This window comes from Rubrivirga sp. S365 (genome assembly GCF_032248475.1).
GTDB classification, from domain to species: domain Bacteria; phylum Bacteroidota; class Rhodothermia; order Rhodothermales; family Rubricoccaceae; genus Rubrivirga; species Rubrivirga litoralis.
On the sequence record NZ_JAVTTN010000001.1, the window covers coordinates 2,675,592 to 2,694,715 of the forward strand.

Annotated in this window: 21 protein-coding genes; 19 read left to right on the forward strand and 2 right to left on the reverse strand. The window is 75.3% G+C overall.

Translation table 11 applies throughout. The annotated features are described in order from the left end of the window. Positions 1-57: 57 nt before the first annotated feature. The 5 genes from RQM47_RS11750 (at position 58) to RQM47_RS11770 (ending at position 3,825) form a co-directional block, all read left to right on the forward strand. A complete protein-coding gene (locus tag RQM47_RS11750; protein WP_311664158.1) occupies positions 58-498 on the forward strand; it encodes a hypothetical protein in 441 nt (146 codons plus the stop codon). A 239-nt stretch (positions 499-737) separates the two neighbouring features. Further along, entirely contained in the window at positions 738-1,061 is a 324-nt protein-coding gene (locus RQM47_RS11755) for a flagellar export chaperone FliS (protein ID WP_311664159.1), read from the forward strand. Positions 1,062-1,149: 88 nt separating this feature from the next. Further along, positions 1,150-2,637, forward strand: coding sequence for a flagellar filament capping protein FliD (gene fliD, locus RQM47_RS11760; RefSeq protein WP_314009103.1), 1,488 nt, complete (start codon positions 1,150-1,152; stop codon positions 2,635-2,637). A 420-nt stretch (positions 2,638-3,057) separates the two neighbouring features. Beyond that, positions 3,058-3,393 (forward strand): hypothetical protein, encoded by a 336-nt coding sequence (locus tag RQM47_RS11765; RefSeq protein WP_314009105.1) that lies wholly within the window; start codon positions 3,058-3,060, stop codon positions 3,391-3,393. 72 nt (positions 3,394-3,465) lie between these two features. After that, the gene (locus RQM47_RS11770; RefSeq protein WP_311664165.1) at positions 3,466-3,825 is read left to right on the forward strand and encodes a hypothetical protein; all 360 of its coding nucleotides are present in this window, start codon (positions 3,466-3,468) and stop codon (positions 3,823-3,825) included. A gap of 171 nt (positions 3,826-3,996) precedes the next feature. Here RQM47_RS11770 and RQM47_RS11775 read toward each other — a convergent pair whose 3' ends face one another. Then, positions 3,997-5,448: a sigma-54 dependent transcriptional regulator gene (locus tag RQM47_RS11775; RefSeq protein ID WP_314009106.1), complete on the reverse strand. Its 1,452-nt coding sequence runs from the start codon at positions 5,446-5,448 to the stop codon at positions 3,997-3,999. Beyond that, positions 5,441-6,127 (reverse strand): HAMP domain-containing sensor histidine kinase, encoded by a 687-nt coding sequence (locus RQM47_RS11780; protein ID WP_314009108.1) that lies wholly within the window; start codon positions 6,125-6,127, stop codon positions 5,441-5,443. The genes RQM47_RS11775 and RQM47_RS11780 overlap by 8 nt, the downstream gene beginning before the upstream one ends. A gap of 287 nt (positions 6,128-6,414) precedes the next feature. Between RQM47_RS11780 and RQM47_RS11785 the strand changes: the two genes are divergently transcribed. From RQM47_RS11785 to RQM47_RS11850, 14 genes are all read left to right on the forward strand, one after another. Then, positions 6,415-6,753, forward strand: a complete 339-nt coding sequence (locus RQM47_RS11785) for a flagellar basal body rod protein FlgB (protein WP_311664171.1) — start codon at positions 6,415-6,417, stop codon at positions 6,751-6,753. A 3-nt stretch (positions 6,754-6,756) separates the two neighbouring features. Further along, positions 6,757-7,257, forward strand: coding sequence for a flagellar basal body rod protein FlgC (gene flgC / locus RQM47_RS11790; RefSeq protein WP_314009110.1), 501 nt, complete (start codon positions 6,757-6,759; stop codon positions 7,255-7,257). Between the two features lie 13 nt (positions 7,258-7,270). Next, positions 7,271-7,540 (forward strand): hypothetical protein, encoded by a 270-nt coding sequence (locus RQM47_RS11795; protein WP_311664175.1) that lies wholly within the window; start codon positions 7,271-7,273, stop codon positions 7,538-7,540. A 3-nt stretch (positions 7,541-7,543) separates the two neighbouring features. Next, on the forward strand, positions 7,544-7,852 hold the full coding sequence (gene fliE / locus RQM47_RS11800) for a flagellar hook-basal body complex protein FliE (protein ID WP_311664177.1): 309 nt from the start codon (positions 7,544-7,546) through the stop codon (positions 7,850-7,852). A 126-nt stretch (positions 7,853-7,978) separates the two neighbouring features. Beyond that, positions 7,979-9,592, forward strand: a complete 1,614-nt coding sequence (gene fliF / locus RQM47_RS11805; RefSeq protein ID WP_311664179.1) for a flagellar basal-body MS-ring/collar protein FliF — start codon at positions 7,979-7,981, stop codon at positions 9,590-9,592. Positions 9,593-9,735: 143 nt separating this feature from the next. Then, entirely contained in the window at positions 9,736-10,869 is a 1,134-nt protein-coding gene (fliG, locus tag RQM47_RS11810; protein WP_311664181.1) for a flagellar motor switch protein FliG, read from the forward strand. Positions 10,870-10,874: 5 nt separating this feature from the next. Continuing rightward, entirely contained in the window at positions 10,875-11,849 is a 975-nt protein-coding gene (locus RQM47_RS11815) for a hypothetical protein (protein ID WP_314009112.1), read from the forward strand. A gap of 44 nt (positions 11,850-11,893) precedes the next feature. Then, on the forward strand, positions 11,894-13,174 hold the full coding sequence (locus RQM47_RS11820; protein WP_409945977.1) for a FliI/YscN family ATPase: 1,281 nt from the start codon (positions 11,894-11,896) through the stop codon (positions 13,172-13,174). Positions 13,175-13,475: 301 nt separating this feature from the next. After that, positions 13,476-13,931, forward strand: a complete 456-nt coding sequence (locus tag RQM47_RS11825) for a flagellar FliJ family protein (RefSeq protein WP_314009116.1) — start codon at positions 13,476-13,478, stop codon at positions 13,929-13,931. Beyond that, a complete protein-coding gene (locus tag RQM47_RS11830) occupies positions 13,928-14,554 on the forward strand; it encodes a hypothetical protein (protein ID WP_314009118.1) in 627 nt (208 codons plus the stop codon). The genes RQM47_RS11825 and RQM47_RS11830 overlap by 4 nt, the downstream gene beginning before the upstream one ends. Beyond that, a complete protein-coding gene (locus tag RQM47_RS11835) occupies positions 14,551-16,455 on the forward strand; it encodes a hypothetical protein (RefSeq protein ID WP_314009120.1) in 1,905 nt (634 codons plus the stop codon). Before RQM47_RS11830 ends, RQM47_RS11835 begins: the two co-directional genes overlap by 4 nt. 12 nt (positions 16,456-16,467) lie before the next feature. After that, on the forward strand, positions 16,468-17,193 hold the full coding sequence (locus tag RQM47_RS11840; RefSeq protein WP_314009122.1) for a flagellar hook assembly protein FlgD: 726 nt from the start codon (positions 16,468-16,470) through the stop codon (positions 17,191-17,193). An 82-nt stretch (positions 17,194-17,275) separates the two neighbouring features. Then, positions 17,276-17,665, forward strand: a complete 390-nt coding sequence (locus tag RQM47_RS11845; protein WP_314009124.1) for a TIGR02530 family flagellar biosynthesis protein — start codon at positions 17,276-17,278, stop codon at positions 17,663-17,665. A 111-nt stretch (positions 17,666-17,776) separates the two neighbouring features. After that, positions 17,777-19,066 carry a flagellar hook protein FlgE gene (locus RQM47_RS11850; protein ID WP_311664197.1) on the forward strand — a complete coding sequence of 430 codons (1,290 nt, stop codon included), beginning with the start codon at positions 17,777-17,779 and terminating at the stop codon, positions 19,064-19,066. The last annotated feature ends 58 nt before the right edge of the window (positions 19,067-19,124 follow it).

Genomic DNA, 19,124 nt, shown 5'->3' on the forward strand with positions numbered 1-19,124 from the left:
CCACCCCGCCCCCTTCTCCCTTCTCCCTTCTCCCTTCTCCCTTCTCCCTCTTCTCCTTTGAAGCTCGTTTTCCTCCTCAACGTCCTCTCGACGCTCGTGATGGTCGGCGTGATCTGGACGGTCCAAGTCGTCCACTACCCGTTGTTCGCGGGCGTGGGCGGGGCGGGGTGGGCGGCGTACGAGGCGGAGCACCAGGCGCGGATCACACGCGTCGTGGGGCCAGCTATGCTCATCGAGCTGGCGACGGCGGTCTGGCTCGTCGTCGCGCGGCCGGCGGCGCTGCCGGCGTGGGCCGTCGTCGCCGGCGCGGCGCTCGTCGGCGTGATCTGGGCGTCGACGGCGTTCGTGCAGGTGCCGCTGCACGCCGCGCTCGGCGGCGCGTTCGACCCGGCGGCTCACGCTCGACTCGTGGCCACCAACTGGGTGCGGACGCTGGCGTGGACGGCGCGGGGCGGGCTCGTGCTGTGGCTGACCGCGAGGCTCCTCCCCGACCTCTAGATCGACGGTCTGGGTGCGGCTGCGCGGACTCTGCGCGCCGAGACCCGCCGCGACGTCCGTCAGCCGACCGTGGAGCGCGAGCCCGACGGGGGCGGAAGCGCGCCGAGACCACACCATCTCACCCTGCCGTCCTGATTTTTTTGGCCCGGCCGCTTAAGCGACTGCGGGCGGCCCGATAACAAGAGCGTGGCGGCCCACCGAGAGGCCCCACCCCGCCCCTGTCCCCACCGCAGAGCCCCATGCACCCGTCCCTCCGCATGCGCCAGTACGAGCGCCAGTCCGTCGTCACGGCGACGCCCGACCAACTCGTCTCCAAGCTCTACGACCTCGGCGTCTCCGCGTGCTACCGCGACGACCGTTCGAAGGTGCGCGCCGTGCTCGTCGAGCTCGTGGGCTCGCTCGACTTCGAGGCCGGCGGCGAGGTGGCCGACCAACTCCACGCGCTCTACGAGTTCTGCCTGCGCGAGAGCATCGACGGCGACCTCGCCGCCGTCGGCGACCTGCTCGGCGGGCTCCGCGAGGCGTGGGCCGAGGGCGTGCTCGCCCCGCGCGCCGCCGCCTAGAGCGGAGGCGGGGGGCGGGACGGGCACCCCGCCCTCTCCGCTCTACCTGCTCTCTCCGCTCTACCCGCTCCACCCCGCCCCCACCGCCATGCCGATCCGCGCGTACAACAGCGGCGATCCGTACGAGACCCTCATCGCGCAGATGGTGTCCATCGAGCGGCAGCCTCAGCTCGCCCTCAAGGTCGAGCGGAGCAACCAGTCGGTGTTCAAGGGCGTCCTGAGCGACTTCGACCGCTCGCTCTCGGCCCTCGACTCGGCCCTCAAGGGGCTGACCGACACGCTCGCGAACCCCTTTGCCGCCCGATCGTCAAGCGTGCCCGACGACGCCGGGTTCGGCGTCGAGGTCTCGGACGAGGCCGCGCCGGGATCCCACACGATCGCCGTCCGCCGGCTGGCCACGGCCGACCGCCGCGTCTCGCGCCAGTTCGACGCCGGGGGCACCGTGCTCCGGGACTTTTTCGACGCTAACGGCCCGCAGACCTTCGAGCTCACGGTCGCCAGCCCGACGGCCGACGACGCCGGCCGCCGCGTGGCGCTGCCCGTGACCGTCGACCCCACGGGCGCGACGGACGCCGAGGTCTTGGCCGAGGTCCAGAAGGCGATTGCCGGCGCCACGGACGCCGCCGTCGCCGACGGCACGCTCGAGAAGCGGGGCCACGGCGCCGGCGCCTCGGTCGTGAACGAGACCTCGGAGACGGCCCGCCTCTCGCTGCGCAGCGGCGAGACCGGGTTCGCCAACCGGCTGGGCTTTGCCGACTCGGACAACGGGCTCCTCGCCCTCCTCGACGTCGGGGGCGGGGCGGTCGCGAGCGGGACCGGCGGCGGCGCCGTCACGGCCGTCGGAACGGGCGACGCGGACTCGGCGCTCAACGCGCAGTTCGACCTCGACGGCCTCACGCTCTACCGGAGCGCGAACACGGTCGACGACGCCCTCGGCGGCGTCACGCTCTCGCTCGACCGCGTGGGCGACGAGACCGCCTTCCGCGTCGGCGCCGACGGCGACGCCTCGAAGCAGGAGGTCGAGGCCTTTATCGAGAAGTACAACGCGGCCCTCACCTTCATCGCTCGCAAGACGGACATCAACCCCGAGAAGGGGACGCGCGGCGACTTTGCCGGCGACTCGGCCGTCCGCGGCCTCCGCTTCGGGATGCGGAACGACCTCGCCGGCGACGTGGCCGGCCAGCCGCCCGGGCTCGGCCGGCTCTCGGACCTGGGCATTGAAGTCCAGGACGACGGGACGCTCAAGCTCGTCGACACGCAGGCGCTCCAGGCCGCCGTCGAGCGCGACCCCTCGTCCGTCCAGCGCCTGTTCGCCGCCGAGGACGGCGGGCTGGGCACGCGGCTCCGCGACCGGCTCGACGCGTTCCTCGGCACGGGCGGCATCGTCGACGCCCGCGAGCGGGTGGTCGACGCGCGGACCAAGCGCCTCGACGCCCGCATCTCGTCCTGGGACGACCGGCTCTCCCAACGTGAGGACCAGCTCCGCCAGCAGTACGCGAAGCTCCAGGAGACGCTCTCGCTCCTCCAGGGCCAGCAGCAGTCGCTCTCCAGCTTCTTCTACGGGGGCGGCTATTAGCGGTGTTGGGTTCTCGACGGGTCCGCCCTCGTCTGCTGCGTGTCCCGTGCGGCGTGTCCGACGCCTACTACCAGATCGTTGAGTTCGCGCGCCATGCTCCACCCCGCCCGAGCGGGCTCTGCGGTGTCCCTTTCCCGCTGGGAGAAAGACACCGCGCAGCGTCAGTACAGCCAGGGGCGGGGAGGTTCAGGTGGCGCATCCACGGTGAGACCTGATGTAAGTGCGTGATGAACGTCCCCGACCGTCCTCCCCGCGGGGGCGGCGGGGATCTTGTACGCGGAGTCGGAGCCGGGCGCTCGATTCGACAACCACCCTGGCTGCGCCGACGCTGCGCGGTGTCCCCTCCTGGCCAGGAGGGGGACTCCTCCCGCCCCGCCCGGCAGAAGCCGCTCGACAGCGTGCTCAACCCACACCTCTACGATGACTCCCACAATGACGACCACCCCGCCCGCCGAGGCCGCCTTCCAAGCCGGCGCGCGGCTCCTCGCCGCCCTCGACGCCGACGACCTCGACGCCGTCCTCGTTGCCGCCCGCGAGCGGGGCGGGGCGGTCGACCGCCTGGCGCGCTCGGGCGCGGCCCCCGACGCCGCGCTCGCGGCCCGGTTCGCGGAGCAGGACCGGGCGCTCGCCGACCGGCTCGGCCGCGCCCACGACCAGATCGCCGAGGCCCTCCGCCAGTCCGGCCGCACGCAGCGCGCGGCGGGCCGGTACGCCAGCGCCGCCCCGCCCGCCGCCCGGCTCCGGGCGCGGGGCTAGTTTTTCCCGGCGCCGCCCTTAGCGCCGGCCCGCGCCCCTCGATAACGGAGGGTGCCCCCACCCCGCCCCCCCATGAACCTCCACCGCCTCTTTCCCGGCTCCCGCCCCGCCGCGGCGTCCGCCGCCGGCCCCGCGGACAAGGCCGAGCGGGTCCGCCCCGCCCCGCCCGTCGGGCCGTCGTCGGCCCAGGGCGGCTCCGCCGACCGCGTCGAGCTGTCCGACGCCGCCCGCGCCCAGCAGGCCGAGGCCTCGGCGCACCAGGCCGAGGTCGACGCCGCGCGCCGCGCGCTCCACGCCCGCCCGGGCCTGAGCGACGAGCGCCTCGCCGAGCTCCAGCAGCGCGTGGCCGACGGCCACTACGACCGGCCCGAGGTCGTCGACGCCACGGCGGCCCGCCTCGCCGGCGACCTCCGCGGCGAGCCCCTCCCGTAGGGCGGGGCGGGCACGCTCTCCACCCCGCCCGCCGGCTCGTCTCTCCGGGAGGAGTCTGCCTGAGAGGTTTCTACCGCCCACGGTCCCGATCTACCCGGCCGGCGGCGGGCGGCCCCGCCCAACCCCTCCGCCCCGCCCAGACGACCATTTCGGAGCGAGCGGGCGGGGCGGTCAGCCCAGCGAGGACTCGGGGAGCAGGCCCTCCTCGCGGTAGCGCTTGAGCTTGTTGCGGATCGTCCGGGCGCTGATCCCGAGCTGCTCGGCCGCCCGCTCCTGGTTCTGGTCGTGCTCGCCGAGCGCGCGGAGGATCATGACGCGCTCCATGTCGGCCAGCGTCTGCGGCGCGTCGTCGCCGTCGAGCCAGCCGGGCGCGGAGAGCGAGGGGCCGTCGGAAAAGAACGGGTTGAGCACGTCCTCGCGCTCGATCGTCGTCCGCTCGGCCGCGAGCACCACGCCGCGGTGGAGCATGTTGCCCAGCTCGCGGACGTTGCCGGGCCAGTGGTAGGCCTCGAACTCGCGGAGGAGCGCCGGCGCGAGCGTCTTCTCGGGGAGCCCGTACTGGGTCGCGTACTGGGTCGCAAAGTGGTCGGCCAGGAGCGCCACGTCGCTCCGGCGCTCGCGGAGCGGGGGGACGTGGAGCGGGAACACGGCGAGCCGGTGGTAGAGGTCCTCGCGGAAGAGCCCCTCGGCCACGGCCTGCCCCAGGTCCCGGTTGCTCGTCGCCACCACGCGGACGTCGACGCGCGTGGTCTTTTCGGCTCCGACGCGCTGGAACTCGCCCTCCTGGAGCACGCGGAGCAGCTTGGCCTGGACCGGGAGCGCGACCTCGGTCACCTCGTCGAGCAGGAGCGTCCCGCCGTCGGCCCGCCCGAACGCGCCCGTCATGTCGTCGACGGCCCCGGTGAAGGCGCCCTTTTTGTGTCCGAACAGGTGGCTCTCGACCAGCTCCGACGGGAGGTTCGCGCAGTTGAGCGCGACGAACGGGCCGCCCGCGCGTGGGCTCTGCTCGTGGACCAGCCGGGCGACGACCTCCTTGCCCGTCCCGCTCTCGCCGTGGACGAAGACGGGCGCCTGGCTGCCGGCGAGCCGCGGCAGGAACGCCTTGAGCTCGACGACGGTCGGGTGCTCGCCCACGAACGCCGGCGCCGACGCGGCCCCACCCCGCCCGGCCCGGCTCCGCCCCGCCCCGCCCCGCCCGCCGGCCTTGCTCGCCTTCCCGTTGGTCGCGGGCGGCGCGGGCGGGGCGGCCAGGTGGCGGCGGACGCGCTCCAGGAGCACGTCGGTCGAGAACGGCTTGGGGAGGTAGTCGACGGCCCCCGAGCTCATGGCGCGGACGGCGTGCTGGACGTTGGCGTAGCCCGTGATGATGATGACCGGGAGGGCCGGGTAGCGCTCGCGGATCTGCGCCAGCAGCTCGAGCCCGTCCATCTCCGGCATCTGGAAGTCGGAGAGCACGAGGTCGATCGGCTGCTCGGCGAGCACGTCGAGGGCCTCCGGCCCGCTCGTGCAGCTCGTGACGTCGATCCCGTGGCGGCCCAGGAACCGGGACATCACGTTGTGGAGCAGCCGTTCGTCGTCGACGACGAGGACCTGGGGGCGGTCGGACACGGGGGAGCTAGGCATGGGGCGGGGCGGGGCAGGACGCGGGGGGGAGCCGGAGCCGGACCGTCACCCGGCCCCGCTCGGACGTGGCCGTCAGGGTCCCCCGCTGGACTTCGGCGGCCCGTCGCGCAATGGCGAGACCGAGCCCGAGGCGGTCGGTCTTGGTCGTGTGGAACGGCTCGAACATCTGATCCGGGTCGCCCACGACGCCGTCGTTGCCGACCTCTACGGTAAGCGCCCCGCCGGGCGACGCCACCCGGAGGTCGACGGCGGCCCCGGGCGGGGCGGCCTCGGACGCGTTCTGGAGCAGGATAACCAGGACCTGGCGCAGAAGCACGGGGTCGGCGGCGTGCCGGTAGTCGGGCGGGAGGTCGAGCGCGAGGCGGACCGGCGCCGGCAGCCCGAGCGCCTCGGGCAGCCCGGCGACCATCGCGGCCACGGGCACGGGGAACGGCGTGGACACGGGCCGGTGCCCGTAGCACAGGAGGTCGGCGAGGACGCGCTCGACGGCGGCGGTCCCCTCCAGGATGTGAAGGGCGAGGTCGCGGTCCTCGCCGTCGACAGCGTCGGCCAGCAGCTCGGCGTTCCCCTGAATGGCCGCGACCAAGCTCCGCAGCCGGTGCGCGAGGACGGTCGCGAGCGGGGCGAGGGCGCCCTCGGGCGGTCCCAGGTGGGCGAGCGTCGGGGGCGGGGTGGGCACGGGGCGGGGCGGGTTTTTCCGAGCCGGCGGCGGCACGTTTTTCCGGGCGGTCCGGGACGAGCGGCGGCAGGCGGGGCGGACAGGCTCACATCGAGGGGCGCGGGCGCCGTTAGGCATCGGCGGGGCGGGCGGCGGCCTAAAACGGAGCGGCGGCAGGCGCCCGGTGTAGCCTGATTTCGCTCCCGGACCACCCCGCCCGGGGCGGGGCGGGCGGGCGGCACGGGCGGGGTGGCGCGAGGCTGGCACGGCCCTTGTCCCCCCGAGCCGTCCCCCCCACCGCTGCTCCTGTGGACACGCCCAAGTTTCAGATCCTCCGCCAGGCCATGAACGCCTACGCGCTCCGCACCCGGGCGCTGGCGACGAACGTGTCGAACCTGGACACGCCGGGCTTCCAGCGCGTCTCGGTCTCGTTCGAGGACGCCCTCCAGCGCGCCCGCCGCGGGCCGGGCGGCGTCCAGGACGCCTCCGCACTCCGCGTCCGCGCCCAGACCGAGGACCGCCCGCCGCTCCTGGAGGACGAGATGATGGAGCTGGCCGACACCCAGATGCGGACGCAGCTGGCGACGCGCGCGCTCAGCGAGCACTTCTCGCTGATGCGCACGTCGGTCACCGGACGCCCCGAGTAACCCATGCCCATCGGCCCCCGCTTTTTCTCCGTCTTCCGCGCGAGCGCCCGCGGCCTCGAAGCCCAGCGCGTCGCGATGGGCGTGGCGACCGAGAACATCGCCAACGCGACCACGAGCCGCACGGCCGACGGCACGCCGTACCGCGTGCGCCGGGCCGTCCACCGGGCGCGGGGCGGGCCGGCCGGGCTCCCGTTCCGGGCGCTCCTCCAGAGCGACCAGCCGCTCACGCGCTCCGACGCCCGCCACCTGTCCGGGCTCACGGCCCGCCGGTTCTCGGACTCGCTCGACGCCGGCCCCCAGACCGAGGTCGAGGAGCAGGACTGGGAGCGGCTCGAGTACGACCCTTCCCACCCCGACGCCGACGCCGACGGCTACGTCCACTACCCCGACGTCAACGTCGTGACCGAGATGGCTGGCATGATTTCGGCAAACCGCGTCTACGAAGCCAACCTCTCCACGCTGACCGCGGCCAAGGAGATGCTCAAGCGGACCCTCGAACTCTAGCCCCCACCACCCCATGACGATCCGCCCCCTCGCCACCCCGCCCGCGCGCCCCGGCGCCGTCCGTCCCGAGGCCGCCGCCGTGGCGCCCCGCCCCGCCCTGGCGACCAGCGCTCGCCCGGCGGCCGCCCCGCCCTCGGACGCCGCCCCGCTCTCGGACGCCGAGCGCGAGGCCCTCGGCCAGCAGTTTCCCGCCGCCCCCGACCTCGCGCTCCGGCTCTACGGCCCGCGCGCCTCGTCCCAGCCGGCGCAGGCTCTGGGCGGCCACATCGACCTCCGCGGCTAAGCCATGACCGTCTCCCCCATCCAACTCCAGCGGCTCCAAGGGCTCACCCCCGGCGACGGCCCGCGCCCGTCGTGGACGGCGCCCGGCGCCGGCGGCGGCTTTGCCGACACGCTCCGCGACGCCATCGGCCAGGTCGACGCCTCGCAGAAGACGGCCGACGGCCAGATCGAGGCGTTCGTCGCCGGCGAGCAGGAAAACCTCCACGAGGTCACGATCGCCATGAACGAGGCCCGGCTCCACTTCCAGCTCATGACCGAGGTCCGCAACAAGTCGCTCGAGACCTACCAGGAGCTCATGCGGATGCAGGTGTAAGGACTTGGTCATTGGTTCTTGGTCACTTGTCACTCGCCCTCCGGTTTCACCGAGCGTGGTGCTACTCGAGACCAAGGAGGACGAGTGACAAATGACGAGTGACGAACGACGAGTACTCCCCACCCCATGAGCCCCTACCTCGCCCAGCTCCGCGACTTTTTCGGCCGCCTGGCCCCGCGCCAGCGGGCGACGCTCGCCGCCGTGGTCGCGGGCGGGGTGGCCCTCCTGATGGCCGTGGGCTACTGGGCCAGCCGGCCCGACTACGCCCTCCTCTTCGGCGGCCTCGACGCCCAGAACGCCGCCGCCATCGTCGAGCGGCTCCAGGGCGACGGCGTCACCTACGACCTCCGCGACGGGGGGACGGCCGTGTTCGTCCCGCGCGACGAGGTCTACGAGCTCCGGCTCCAGTTTGCCGCCGAGGGCCTGGTCTCCGACGGGATCGCCGGCTACGAGCTGTTCGACGAAGGCACGCTCGGGATGACGGACTTTATGCAGAAGGTGTCCTACAAGCGGGCGCTCGAAGGCGAGCTCGCGCGGACCGTCATGAACGTCCAGGGCATCACCGGCGCCCGCGTCCACCTCGTGCTCCCCGAGCGCAACCCGTTCCGCGACCGCCAGGTGAGCGCGTCGGCGTCGGTCGTGCTCCACCTAGGGACCGGGGCGCCCGGGCGAGACCAGGTCGACGCAATCGCGGCGCTCGTCGGCGGCGCCGTCGAGGGGCTCAGCCCGTCGAACGTGACGGTCGTGGACGACCAGGGCACGCTGCTCTCGAACCCCTCGGATTCGGCCGACGGGTCGCTCTCGTCGAGCCAGCTCCAGCACCAGCAGGCCGTCGAGGAGCACCTCGCCGAGCAGGGCCAGTCCATGCTCGACCGCGTGCTCGGGCCGGGCCGTGCGATCGTCCGTGTGGCGGCCAACCTGGACTTTAGCACGACCGTCACCGACGTCCAGCGGATCGACCCCGAGAGCTCGACGATCCTTTCGGAGGAGCGGATGGACGAGGAGGGGCCGGGGGGCGGGGCGGCCTCGACCGTCCGCAACTACGAGATGACGCGTGAGCGCGAGCAGCGCGAGCAGGGGGCGGGGCAGATCCAGTTCCTCACGGTCTCGGTCATCCTCGACCACCGCCCGCTCCCGCCCCCGACCGGCGCCGCCGGCGCCGACGTCGAGGACGCGCCCGTCTCGGAGCCCGTCCCCTACACGCCGGCCCAGCTGGCCGAGGTCGACGACCTCGTCCGCAACGCGGTCGGGTTCAGCGAGGAGCGGGGCGACCGCATCACGGTCCACCAGACCCGGTTCGACACCTCGGGCGACGACGCGTTCGCGGCCGAGTGGGCGGCCCAGCGCAAGGACGAGCGGCTCCGGCTCTACCTCCGCTACGGGCTCATGGCGCTGGCGCTCGGCGTCGGCGCGTGGCTCCTCCGCGCGGCGACGGCCCGGGTCGGCGCGCTCGCCGACGAGCCCGACCCCGACGAGCCGGCGGCGCTGCCCCCGGTCGAGACGCCCCAGCTCGCGGCCGGCGACGGCGCCGCCGGCGAGCCGGCCCTCGCGCTCGCCGAGGCCAGCGGCGGCGAGGCCGTCCTCTCCGACATGTACACGAGCCGGCTCTCCGACGAGGCCCGCGCCCAGCTCAACGCCCGCCGACAGTTCTACGAGAAGATCCAGAAGCGCGTCACCGACAACCCCGACGAGGCCGCCGCCCTGATCGGAACGTGGCTCGTCGAGGACCGCTCCGGCTAGCTCCAGCGGGTCAGTCGATCCGTGGGCGGGGCGGATCCGCCGGGTCGGAAGGCCTCGCCCGCCGACGCACGGGCCGCGGAGTCACCACCCCGCCCCACCGACCGACCGACTCACTGGTTTACTGACCCACCGATTCACCGCCCATGCCCACCGCCCCGCCCCCTCCGGCCCCCGACGCGGCCTGGGTCGCCCACGGGGCGCCCGCCGACGCCGACGACTCCGCCGCCTTCGTCTCGTCGGCGCTCGCCACCACGCCGGAGTCCGCCGACACGGCCGCCGTGCTCGAGGCCATGAGCGGGGCGCAGCGGGCGGCCGTGCTCCTCGTCGCGCTCGGGGTCGAGGCCGCCTCGCCCATCCTCTCGCGGCTGAGCGACGAGGACGTCGAGGCCGTGTCGGTCGAGATCGCCCGGCTCCAGAACGTGTCGGGCGACCAGGTCGAGGCCGTGCTCGGCGAGTACCACGACGTCGCGCTCGCCCAGAGCTACGTGAGCCAGGGCGGGGCGGCGTTCGCGCGCCAGATGCTCGAGGCCGCGCTGGGCGGCGAGCGGGCCGAGGACGTCATGATGAAGGTGGAGGCAGCCATGGAGGTCTCGGCCTTCCACATGCTCCAGACCGTCGACCTGGTGCCGCTCCTCGACTTCCTCGAGAACGAGCACCCCCAGACCGTCGCCCTCATCCTGACGCAGCTCAACACGCGCAAGGCGTCGGACCTCATCAACCACCTCGACGCCGAGGTCCAGCGCGAGGTGGTCGTGCGCATCGCGAACATGGCCGCCCCGCTCCCCAACGTGCTCCGCGAGGTCGAGGACGTGATCCGCCAGTACATCGGGGCCGGCCTGGGCGCCGACACCGGCTCGCGCGGCGGCGCCGAGCGCGTGGCCGACATCCTCAGCGCGAGCAGCCGGACGACCGAGCAGTCGATCATGGAGGGGCTCCGCGAGCGGGACCCCGAGCTGGCGGCGACCATCAAGGGCCTGATGTTCGTGTTCGACGACCTCGTCCACCTCGACGGCCGGGCGCTCCAGAAGGTGCTCATGGAGGTCGAGCAGCAGGACCTCGCGCTCGCGCTCAAGGCAGCGCCCGACGTGCTCCAGCGGAAGGTGTTCGAGAACGTGTCCGAGCGCGTGGCGCAGACGGTCCGCGAGGAGATCGAGCTGCTCGGCCCCGTCGCCGTCTCCCAGGTCGACGACGCGCAGGCCCGCGTCCTCCAGGCGGCCACCGAGCTCGAAGCGCGCGGCGAGGTGACGCTGACGCGGAACCCCGTCGAGACGATCTAGCCGCGATGCTCCCCCGCGTCCTCAAACGGTCCGCCGCCCCGCCCCCGGAGGCTCCCACCGCCGCCCCCGACGCCGCCGCCGCGGGCGGGGTGGTCGCCCCGCCGCCCCGCGTCGTCCGCGGCGCCCCGCGGCCGGACGGCCCCGCCGCCCCGCCCGAGCGCCCGCGCGTGCTCGGGCGCGAAGCCGTCGCCACGGGCGGGGCGGCCGTCTCGGTCCGCGCCGCGCGGCTCGCGCCGCCCCCGGCGCCGGCGCCCGAAGTTCCGCCCGCCCCGCCCGAGCCGTCGGCCGACGAGGTGCGGGCGGCGGCCGAGGCCGAGGCCGAGGTCCGCCACGCGGCCGCCGTCGAGGCCGCCCGCGCCGAGGGCCGCGAGGCCGGGCTCGCCGCGGGCCGCGCCGCGGCCGAGGCCGAGATCGGCGGCGCCCTCGACGCGCTTCGCGCGGCGGCCGCGGCCGACCTCGACCGGCTCGGCGCCGTCTGGCGCGGCCACCACGAGCGCGTCGAGCGCCAGCTGGTGGCGCTCGCCGTCGAGGCCGCCGACCTCCTCGCCGCCGCCCCGCTCTCGGCCGCCGCCCGCGAGGCGACCGACCGGGCCGTCGTGCAGGCGCTCGAAGGGCTCGCCGACGGCGACGGCCTGACGGTGCGGCTCCACCCCGTCGACTTTCTGCGCCTCCAGGAGGGCGGCGTCGTCGAGGGCGCCTCGGCGGCCTACCCCGCCCTCCGCTGGACGCCCGACGACGCCTACGCCGAGGGCGACTGGGCCGCCGCGTCGAGCACGGCCGTCGTCCGCCGCGTGCGGACCGAGCTGCTCGACGGCCTCCGCGCCCGGCTCGACCTGCTCCAGGCGGCCCACGACGTGCCGCCCAGCGCTCGCCCCCCCCGCCCCGCCCCGCCCGCCCTCGACGCGCAGGGCGAGGGCGGGGCGGCAGGAACCCAAGCCGCCGAGGGCGGGGCGGTCCCCGCTCATCCCGAGACCGCATGACCGCCCCGCCCGCCCTCGAACACGCGCTGGCCCAGCTGCGGACGATGCCGGCCGGCCCCGCTGCCTACGGCCGCATCCGCTCGGTCGTCGGGCTGCTCGTCGAGGCGACGGGCCTCCAGGCCGCGCTCGGCGAGCTGTGCTACCTCCACGAGGGCGAGCGGCCGGGCGGCCGGCGCGTCAAGGCCGAAGTGGTCGGGATCCGCGAGGCGACGTCCGTCCTCATCCCGCTCGAACCGACGGCCGGGCTCCGGGCCGGCGGGCTCGTCGAGCCAGCCCGGCTCCCGCTGACGGTGCCGGTCGGGCCGGCGCTCCTGGGCCGCGTGGTCGACGGGGCGGGGCGGCCCATCGACGGGCGCGGGCCGCTCCGCGTCGAGGGCCAGCAGCCGGTCCACGCCGAGCCGCCGTCGCCGCTCACGCGCCGCCTCATCGCCGAACCGCTCGCGACCGGCGTCCGCTCGCTCGACGCGCTCCTCACGCTGGGGAAGGGCCAGCGCATCGGGATCTTCGCCGGCTCGGGCGTGGGCAAGAGCACGCTGCTGGGCATGATCGCCCGGCGCGCCCAGGCCGACGTCAACGTGATCGCGATGATCGGGGAGCGGGGCCGGGAGGTCCGCGAGTTCGTCGAGGACACGCTCGGCCCGGAGGGGCTCGCGCGGTCGGTCGTCGTGGCCGTCACGGGCGACCAGGCGGCCATGAGCCGCGTCAAGGGCGCCTCGGTCTCGATGGCGATCGCCGAGCACTTCCGCGACCAGGGCCAGGACGTCCTCCTCATGATGGACTCGGTCACGCGCGTGGCCCAGGCCCAGCGCGAGGTGGGGCTGGCCGTTGGCGAGCCGCCGACGACGCGGGGCTACACGCCCAGCGTGTTCGCCCTCCTTCCCCGCCTCCTCGAGCGCGCCGGGCCGGGCGAGCGCGGGACGATCACGGGCATCTTCACCGTCCTCGTCGACGGCGGCGACATGGACGAGCCGGTCGCCGACGCCGCGCGCGGCATCCTCGACGGCCACGTCGTCCTCTCGCGGACGCTCGCGCAGGCCGGCCACTTTCCGGCCATCGACGTGCTCCAGAGCGTGAGCCGCGTCATGCCGCGCGTCACGGCGCCCGAGCACGGCCGCGCGGCCGACGAGGCCCGCCGCCTGCTCGCGGACTACGCCAAGGTCGAGGACCTTATCCGGGTCGGCGCCTACGAGCGCGGCCAGGACCCCGCGACCGACCGGGCCGTCGACGCCCACCCCGCCCTCGCGGCCTTCCTCCAGCAGACGGTCGGCGAGCCGCCCCCGCCCGACGCCGCCGCCGACCTCGCCGCCGTGCTCGCCGGGCTGTAGCGGGCGGGGCGGTAAGCCAGTGAGTCAGTAGGTCGGTGGGTCAGTGAGTTCGTGGCTCGTTCCTGAGGCTCGGAGACGGGCGGGGTGGGGAACGGACGTCGGCCGGGGGCGGGGCGGCGGGAGGTGTTGACGATGGACCAGACGCGTGGTGAGGGCGGGGTGGTGCTCTGCCCCGCGTCCCGCGAGCGCGGCGGTCTGGGGCGGGCGGGGCGGGTTGGTCCGGCCTTTGCCACTCTCCCCTGTGGCGCCCCCGCGGCCCATTTCGCCCCCACCCCGCCCCCGTCTCCGGTACGACCTGCCCATGCCTGGAAAAGAGTTCCAGTTCTCGCTCGACCACGTCCTCGCCGTCCGCGGCCACGCGGCGCGGCAGGCCGAGCAGACGCTGGCGGCCGCGCTCCACGCTCGGCGCGGCCACGAGGCCCGGCTCGCCCACGTCGAGGCGGCCCTCCCCGCCCTCGCCGAGCGGGCGCCGTCCGCCGGCGCCGCCGCGCCCGGCGACTTCCGCCGGTTCGCGGCGACCCAGCAGGCCGCGCTCCGAGACCGCGCCGGCGCCCGCCGCGCGCTCGACGCCGCGCACCACCAGGAGGCCGCCGCCCGCGCCGCCCTGGTCGAGGCGCGCCGGCCCGAGGAGGCGCTGCACACGCTCCGCGACCGCGAGGCGCTCGCCCACCGCCGCGCCGCCGAGCAGGCCGAGCTCGCGTTCCTCGACGACCAGGCCACGGCGGCGTACTGCCGCCGACTCCGCACGAACGGATGAAAGTCGCCGTCATCCTCGCCATCACCCTGGCCGCCTTTGGGGCCGGCCTCTACGGGGTCAAGATGGTCCTGCCCGACGCCGCCGAGGGTGGGGCGGAACTCGCCGCCGGCGACTCGGCCGCGGTCGCCGCCACGCCCGAGGCGCGCGCGCGCCTCGCCGCCGACAGCGCCGCCACCGCCTCCCAGGTCACGCTCGACGAGCTCGGAGAGCTCCGCCAGCAGCTCGCCAGCACGCAGGAGCGCATCCCCACGCTCCTCCAGCGGATCGACCAGCTCGAGCAGGAGCTGACGGTCCGCCAGGACCGCCAGGAGCGGGCAAAGGAGCTCGCGAGCTCGGTCAGCCGGCTCGAAGACGACGAGCTCCGCGACGTCCTCGTCCAGCTCGACGGCCGCGTCCTGGTCGACCTCTACACGCAGGCCTCGTCGCGCAACCGGACGAAGATGCTCGCGGCGCTTCCGGCCGGGGCCAGCGCCGCGCTCGTCGAGCTGGTTGCCTACGGCTCCAGCCGCCCCCGGTCGGCGGCGCCGGCGCGCTCCGCCTCGTCGCGGTCGACCTCGCCGCGGCCCGCGCCGGCGCCCCGCCCGACCACCCCGCCCGCGGACTCCAGCCGCGCTTCCGCATGACGGTGTTTCCCCTGCCCGCGCCTTCGGCGGACGCCCCGGCTCCCCGCCCCGCCTCGTCGGCCGACGGCGACACGTTTGCGCGCCTGCTCCTCGGCGCCGTCGAGGGCTCCGCCGAGAGCCCGTCCGCGCCGGACGACGCGGCGCCCGCGCCCGAGGAGGAGAACGACGCAGCGGCGGGTGCCGTCTGGCCGCTCCCCGCCCTCCTCCTCCCCGCCCCGCCCGCGGCGCCGACGGGCAGCAGCGCCGCCCCGCCCGAAGCCGAGGCCGAGTCTGTCGACGGCGCCGCTACGCGCCCGGCGGGCGGGGCGGCGGAGACAGCCGAGCGGCCTGCAGAGGGCGACGACTCGCCTGCGGCCGAAACGGCTCCTCCCTCGGCACGCCCCGCCGCGGCGCCGGCTGACGAGGGCGAGGCCCGACCGGCCGCCCCGCCCGCCGCCGATCCGACCCTGCCCACGGGAGACGCGGCGCGGGCACAGACCCCGGCCCGTCCCAGCGACGCCGACGCGGCCTCTGCCCCGGCCACCCCGCCCGCCCGCGCGGTCGGGTCACCTCCCCACGATCCGACCGCTCCGCTGGCGACGGGCGGGGCGGTCCAGAGCGGAACGGCCGAGGGCGGGGCGGCCGCGGGCCAAACGGGCGAGGGCGGGGCGGCTGACCCTCCCGCCCCGCCCTCGCCATCCGGTAGGGACATCGTGCGCGGTGCCCCAAGGCTGGACGGCGATGCCGCGCCGGCGAGCCCGCGCGCCGAGAACCACCCCGCCACAACGACGGAGGCACCGTCCGCGCCGACCGTCCCCGCCGTCGCGGAGGAGCAGACAGCCGCCGCCCCGCCCCCCGATCGCGCGGCCGCCACATCCGACCGACCCGAGGCGACCACCCCGCTCCCTGCGGAGGCCACGGTTCGCGCGGCGTCGGGACGACTCGAACCCGCCCGCCCCGCCCAAACACCGGCGATGTCGGCCGAGGCCGAGGCTCGTGTCTCCACGACGGCCAGCGAGCAGGGCGCTGACCGGCCGACCGGCCCGCCTACAACGGCTTCAGACGCGTCTCCGGCTCCCGCCGCGCCGCGCCGCCACACCGCGGCCCCGCCCACGCCTCTGGCCGTTCTTTCTGACGGCACCGATCCAGCGCTCCCGCCGCCCGCCTTCCCGCCCGACGACGTCCCCGACGCTCCGCTGAGGGCGGGGCGGCCGGTCGCCTCCGACGCCCGTGGGCTCCGCCCCGCCCCCGAGGCCGCACAGGCGCCGGGCGGGGCGGGGCGCGAAACGACGGGCGGAGCCGCGCAGAACGCGCCGGTCGGGGCGGTCCAGGCCGCCGACGCGTCCGCCGACGCCTTCGCGTCTGGGCAGGACGCCGATCGGGGCGACGCCCCGCCCGACGCGCCCCTCGATGTCGAGGCTGCCGAGGCTCCGCCCGACGCCGACGCCGACGTTGCCGCTGCCGGCGCGCCCCGGACGCCCGACGCGCCGGCCGGCCCCGGGCTCCGCGCAGCGGCCCGCCCCGCCGGCACGTGGTCGTCCCTGCTCGCCCAGCAGATCGACCCCGCGCTGGAGGCCCCGGCCGAGTGGGCAACGCTCGCCGTCGACCTGGGTGACGGCGACGGCAGCCTGACCGTCCGCGCGCGCCGCGACGACGGCCGCCTCGTCGTCGCCGTCCACCTCAGCGACGCCGCCGTCCGCGCGGCGGCCCAGGGCCAGGCCGACGAGATCCGCGTCCGGCTCGAACAGCACTACGGGACCTCCGTCGACCTCTCCTTCGAGCAGGGCGGCAGCGACCGCCCCTCCGACGACGCCCCGCGGCCGTCGACGGCCCCGCCCCGCCCCGAATCCCCCCGCCCCGCTCCCTCGGGCACGCCCGCGCCGTCCCGGCCGGCCGCGTCCCGCCACGAGTGGGTCGGCTGACCCTCCCCTGCCATGACCACGTCCCCCATCCCCTCGGCTCCGCCGGACACCGGCGCCGTCTTCTCCAGCGCCGAAAAGTCGCTCGACCGCGACGCGTTCCTCCAGCTGCTCGTCACCCAGCTCTCGAACCAGGACCCGCTGAACCCCCAGGAGGGCCACGAGTTCGCCGCGCAGCTGGCCCAGTTCACGTCGGTCGAGCAGCTGACGTCGATCGGCCAGACGCTGGGCGCGCAGCGCGAGATGCTGGCCGAGCTCGCCGCCGGGCTCGACGACGCCGCCCTGCGCCAGGGCGAGCTGGCCGACTCGCTCACGAAGCGGGGCGACCTCACGTCAGCGGCCAGCCTCATCGGGAAGACGGTCGAGGCCCAGGGCAACCGAGCCGTGTGGGACGGCCAAGCACCGGCCACGGTCGGCGTGACGCTGGAGCGCCCGGCGGCCGACGTCCGCGTCGTCGTCCGCGACGCGGCCGGCCAGCCCGTCCGCGCGCTCCAGCTCGGGCACCTGGGGGCGGGGCGGAACACGGCGGCCTGGGACGGCCTGGACGACGCAGGTCGGCCTGCGGCGCCGGGCGCCTACTCGTTCACGGTCGAGGCCACAGACCCCGCCGGCGACCCCGTCGAGGCGACGCCCTTCACCCAGGGCCGCGTCGACCGCGTGACGATCGAGGCCGACGGTGTCCGCTTCTGGATCGGCTCCCACGGCGTCCCGATGAACGACCTCCTCAGCCTGGTCGGGTAGCGGACCGTCCCGCCTCGCCACCCCGCCCCACGCCTTCTAACCCTTTACTCATCACCCGTCACTCGTTACCCGCCCGCCGCCCATGAACGTCCGCCACCTCGCCACGCGCACGGCTGGCCCGTCCCGCCCGGGACCGCCTGCGCCGCCGCCGCGCGCCCCCGCCCCGCCCGGCTCGTCGTTCGCCGACGCGCTGCGTCGAGCCCAGGAGGGCGCGCCCCGCCCGCTCACGCTCTCGGCCCACGCCGAGCAGCGGATCGAGCAGCGCGCCATCTCCCTCACCCCGCCCCAGCAGGAGGCGATGAGCGAGGCCGTGGCGACGCTCGACGCCAAGGGCGCCCGCGACGCCCTCCTGCTCCGATCCGACGCCGCCTTCGTCGTCAACGTCCCCAACCGGACGGTCGTGACGGCCCTCGCTGCGGACGACCTCACCGCCCGCGTCTTTACCGGGATCGACAGCGCCCTCGTGCTCTAGCTCCCCCCTTTTTGTCTCACTCCGGCTGGCCCCACGCCCCGCACTCTGGCGGGGCACGGGACGCCGGGCCGCAGCCGACCGACCGACGCTGCGCACCCTACACCCCACACTATGATCCGCTCCCTCCGCACCGGCGTCTCCGGCCTCAAGTCCAACCAGGTCCGCATGGACGTGATTGGCAACAACATCGCCAACGTCAACACGGCCGCGTTCAAGCGCAGCCGCGTCGCCTTCAACGAGCTGCTCGGGCAGCGCCTGCTCGGGCTCGGCCGCTCCTCGGGCGGGTCGGGCATCAACCCGGCGTCGATCGGGACCGGCGTCGCGATCGGCTCCGTCGACCAGGACTGGAGCCAGGGCACGTTCGAGTACACGAACGTGGGCACCGACCTGGCCCTCTCGGGCGACGGCTACTTTATCGCCAAGGGCGGCGACGGCAACGTGCTCACGCGCGCCGGCAACTTCACGTTCAACGCCGACGGCGAGCTCGTGACCGCCGGCGGCCTCCCGGTCCAGGGCTGGCAGTACAACCCGGACGGGACGCTGAACACGGGCCAGCTCCAGAACATCCGGCTCGACCTCGAGCTCAACGCGGCCCCGAAGGAGACGGACGAGGTCGGCATCGGCGGGAACCTCTCGGCCAACCTCGACGCCGCCCCGCTCGACCCGGCCGCCGACCCGCAGCCGCTCGACAGCCAGATCACCATGTCGCAGGTGGTCTACGACGGCCAGGGCCGCGCCCACACGCTCGTCACGACGCTCCAGAAGACGGCCACGAACGAGTGGGGCGTGGCCTCGGCCCAGCTCGCCGGCGACGCCAACGCCACCCCGCCCGTGCCCGCCACCGACCTCACGGTCTCGGCCGGGGCCGTCACGTTCGACAACGCCGGGAACCTGACGGCGCCCGACCCGGCCACGTTCGACATCACGGGGACCTACCCCGGGACGGCCGGCGACGACGTCGCGCTCACGCTCGACGTCGCCCAGCTGACGCAGTACGGGGGCTCGACGACGGCCACCATCAGCAGCCAGAACGGGCAGGCCGCCGGCCGGCTCGTCGGCTACGGGATCGACCCCTCGGGCACGCTCTCGCTCAACTTCTCGAACGGCGAGCAGCGGGACGTCTCGAAGATCGCGATCGCGCAGGTCAACAACCCGAACGGGCTCGAGCAGCGCGGCGAGAACTTCTACGGCGTCACGAGCGCGGCCGGCGACCTCCTCGTCGGCCGGGCCGGCCAGGAGGTGAACACGTCGGTCGTCGCCGGCGCCCTCGAGTCGAGCAACGTGGACCTGGCCAACGAGTTCACCGACATGATCGTGACGCAGCGCGGCTACCAGGCCTCGGCGCGCGTGATCACGACGTCGGATGAGCTGCTCCAGGAGCTCGTCCAGCTCAAGCGCTAGGAGGCGTGTTAATGGGTAGAGGGACGGGCTGAGGCCGCCCCGCCTGCCACGGTGTGCC